Below are 3,144 nucleotides of genomic sequence, written 5' to 3'. Positions count from 1 at the left end.
TTCGGCGACTCTGTCGTAGTTTGGGGTCACCACCTGAAGCTCCGTCGCTGTGCTTCGAAAAAGATGTCGAAACAACCGACTTAGAGGAAGCAGTTGGCGATTGGTAAGAACGCCGTGAAAGACATCAAAGTCGGCAATATTCAGGAATTTCCATGTTGTAGCCACGATGTGCTCAAGTACGCCCTCGGTTACCTGTATGCCTGTAAGCGCCGACTCTAAGTCAGAGTGCTTGATCTTTTCGAGAAAGGCGCTCCAGCCATCGAAATCTTCCTTGGAAGAGCAATTGACGGGCAAGGCGGAGGCGGCCAGATGCTCCCCGAGGGGCCACATGCCTGGAATACCATGTGCCGCGGACGCTCCGCTGCCGAGAACGATTACCGGCAATTTCTTGAGACAGTCCTGTACTGCCACCTGCATGGTTTCGAACACCGTCATCCGCTTGCTCCTCCTTGTCAAATTGCCAGTGCGAGGTCGCTGTGCGCACATGCTCAGCGTCTCTTCACGGCTTTTTTAATCGATTGCCTGCAATCGAAATTTTTAGAAACATATTGTGACCCATGGGACTTGGGTCTCTGCAGGATCTGCCCATTTCTTGCGCCAACTCACCATCTCCTCCCCAAAAGTGATGAGCCAATGGCCTGGCGATGGCCGGTCGGACATATTTCACAACTGAGAACTCGTTCGTCAGCCAGCTGTTCTCCGCCGAGCATGGCAGCGACATGATGGCAAGCTGATCATCCCGGAACCCTCGATGGCCGTCCTCCTCCCCGCCCTAAGCACCTGCGTCACCCGCATGACCTCCGGCGAGCGCCGCCTCGCCGAGCGCCTGCAGCAGAAGCTCGACGACGACTATCTGCTCTGGTACGACGTCCCCATCGGCCCCAAGCAGTGCCATCCCGACTTCGTCGTGCTGCACCCGCGCCGTGGCTTGCTGATCCTGGAGACCAAGGACTGGCGCCTCGACACCATCCAGAAGGCGAGCCGGGGCGACTGGGTGATCGCGCCCGACGKCGTGCCCAAGAGCGTGCCCAACCCCATCGAGCAGGCCCGCCACCAGACGCTGCAGGTGGTCGATGCGCTCAAGCGCGATGCGCAGCTGATCGTTCACGAGGGCAAGTGGCAAGGCATGCTCACCTTCCCGTGGAGCTACGGCGTCGTCTTCACGCGCATCACGCGCAAGCAGTTCGATGCGGCGGGCCTCGGCAACGCGATCGAGCCGCACCGCGTGATCTGCTCCGACGAGATGCTGGAGGAGTGCGAGCCGGAGCCCTTCCAGCGCCGGCTGTGGGAGATGTTCCCGCGCCTCATGCGCGGCACGCTCTCGCTGCCCCAGATCGACCGCGTGCGCTGGAACCTGTTTCCCGAAGTGCGCGTGGCCGAGCAGGGCACGCTCTTCGCTGCGTCGCCTTCTTTTGACGATGCGGATGAAGCTGCCACCATCCCCGACTTCCTGCGCGTCATGGACCTGCAGCAGGAGCAGCTGGCGCGCAGCCTCGGCGACGGCCACCGCGTGATCCACGGCGTGGCCGGCTCCGGCAAGACCATGATCCTGGGCTACCGTGCGGAGTACCTGGCCAAGGCCGCTGCCGGCAGCGACGCGGCCAAGCCGGTGCTCGTGCTTTGCTACAACGAGCCGCTGGCGGTCAAGCTGCAGGCCGTGATGCAGGCCAAGCAATTGGCCGGGCGCGTGCATGTGCGGCACTTCCACAAGTGGTGCCGCGACCAGCTGGTGGCCTTCGGCCAGCCCCTGCCGCCCAATGGCTTGCCCGTGGGGGCGTTCATGGAGCAGATGGTGCAGAACGTCATCGACGGCGTCGACCGCCGCATGATCCCCTCGGGCCAGTACCTGGCGGTGCTGGTCGACGAGGGCCACGACTTCGCGCCCGAATGGCTCAAGCTGGTCACGCAGATGGTCGACCCCACCACCAACAGCCTGCTGCTGCTGTACGACGATGCCCAGAGCATCTACGACAAGCGCCGCGGCGGTAAGCCCTTCAGCTTCAAGAGCGTTGGCGTGCAGGCGCAGGGCCGGACCACCATCCTGAAGATCAACTACCGCAACACCCGCCAGATCCTGCAGGCCGCCAGTGCGATGGCGAGCGAGTTGCTGCGCCCGCAGGAGAAGGACGACGACGGCATCCCGCTGCTGCACCCCGTGAGCTGCGGCCGCGACGGCGCAGAGCCGATCGTCGTCGGCCTGCCCACCTCGCGCGAGCAGGCCGAGCGCATCGCCGAGCTGATGGCCAGCGCCCACAACGAAGGCCATGCCTGGGGCGACATGGCGGTGCTGTGCCGCAGCTGGGCGCTGATGGACGAATGCGCGAAGGCCTTGCACCGCCGCCGCCTGCCGCACAAGGTGCGCAAGGGCGCGCACGACTTCGACCCGCTGGCCGACACCATCAATGTGATGACCCTGCATGCGAGCAAGGGGCTGGAGTTTCCGGTGGTGGCGGTGATGGGGGCACGGCAGGCCGTGGCGGGCGCGAAGGCGGAGGAGGGCGATCCGCTGGAGGAGATGCGGTTGTTCTATGTGGGGGCGACGCGGGCGACTTCGCGGTTGATCGTGGCCAATGCGGTGAGGCAGTGACCACCGAAGGCGTTCTAGTGCCGCGTAGCGGTTGCGAAACTGCAACGCAGGAGTGCCAACCATCGGCCAAATCGCTAAACTTTACGCCGGTGCCCACCGTACTTGCACACGAGTAAAACAAGGCTCTCCCTCTTCTCAGTCATCTGCAATTTCCTTTTGGCGCTGCCGCGTCGAGGCTTTAAACGTGTGCGTTCGCTTCGCCGCGGTGTTGCCACCACGAAAGGATTGCTATGACCATCAAGAAGATCGTTCATACGGCGCAACGCGCCCTTCGGGACACATCGGGCTCGTCAATGAAGCTCGGGCACGTTTACGAAATCCTGGCCGCGACGCTGGGTTTCGATTCGTACGCCGCGTTGTGCGCTAACCATGTCTTCGACGAAGACCCCGACTATCGCGTTCGCGCAAAGAAGCGATCCTTCGGCGACGCCGGCACACGAGCCCTTGAGCTCGGGCACGGTAAGCGGCTGGTCGTCCCACCTTGCCAGATGATCCCGGATCAGGGGCCGTTGACCTCGTCGACGGTTTCACCGTCGTCGTAGTACGCACCGATGGCT

2 protein-coding genes and 1 pseudogene are annotated in these 3,144 nt (G+C 63.1%); 2 read left to right on the top strand and 1 reads right to left on the bottom strand.

Annotated features, from left to right (window positions below; translation table 11 throughout):
• Positions 1 to 435 (bottom strand): annotated as a pseudogene (locus AC1D2E_RS35295) (hypothetical protein); the annotation flags it as partial.
• Between the two features lie 316 nt (positions 436 to 751).
• On the opposite strand from AC1D2E_RS35295, the gene AC1D2E_RS35290 reads away from it, so the two are divergent.
• Both AC1D2E_RS35290 and AC1D2E_RS35285 read left to right on the top strand, forming a co-directional pair.
• The gene (locus AC1D2E_RS35290; protein ID WP_478201705.1) at positions 752 to 2,587 is read left to right on the top strand and encodes a 3'-5' exonuclease; all 1,836 of its coding nucleotides are present in this window, start codon (positions 752 to 754) and stop codon (positions 2,585 to 2,587) included.
• A 230-nt stretch (positions 2,588 to 2,817) separates the two neighbouring features.
• Positions 2,818 to 3,129: a hypothetical protein gene (locus AC1D2E_RS35285; RefSeq protein ID WP_478201704.1), complete on the top strand. Its 312-nt coding sequence runs from the start codon at positions 2,818 to 2,820 to the stop codon at positions 3,127 to 3,129.
• The last annotated feature ends 15 nt before the right edge of the window (positions 3,130 to 3,144 follow it).

This window comes from Variovorax sp. P1_H2 (assembly GCF_056405295.1).
This window is presented reverse-complemented; position numbering and strand designations above follow the sequence as displayed.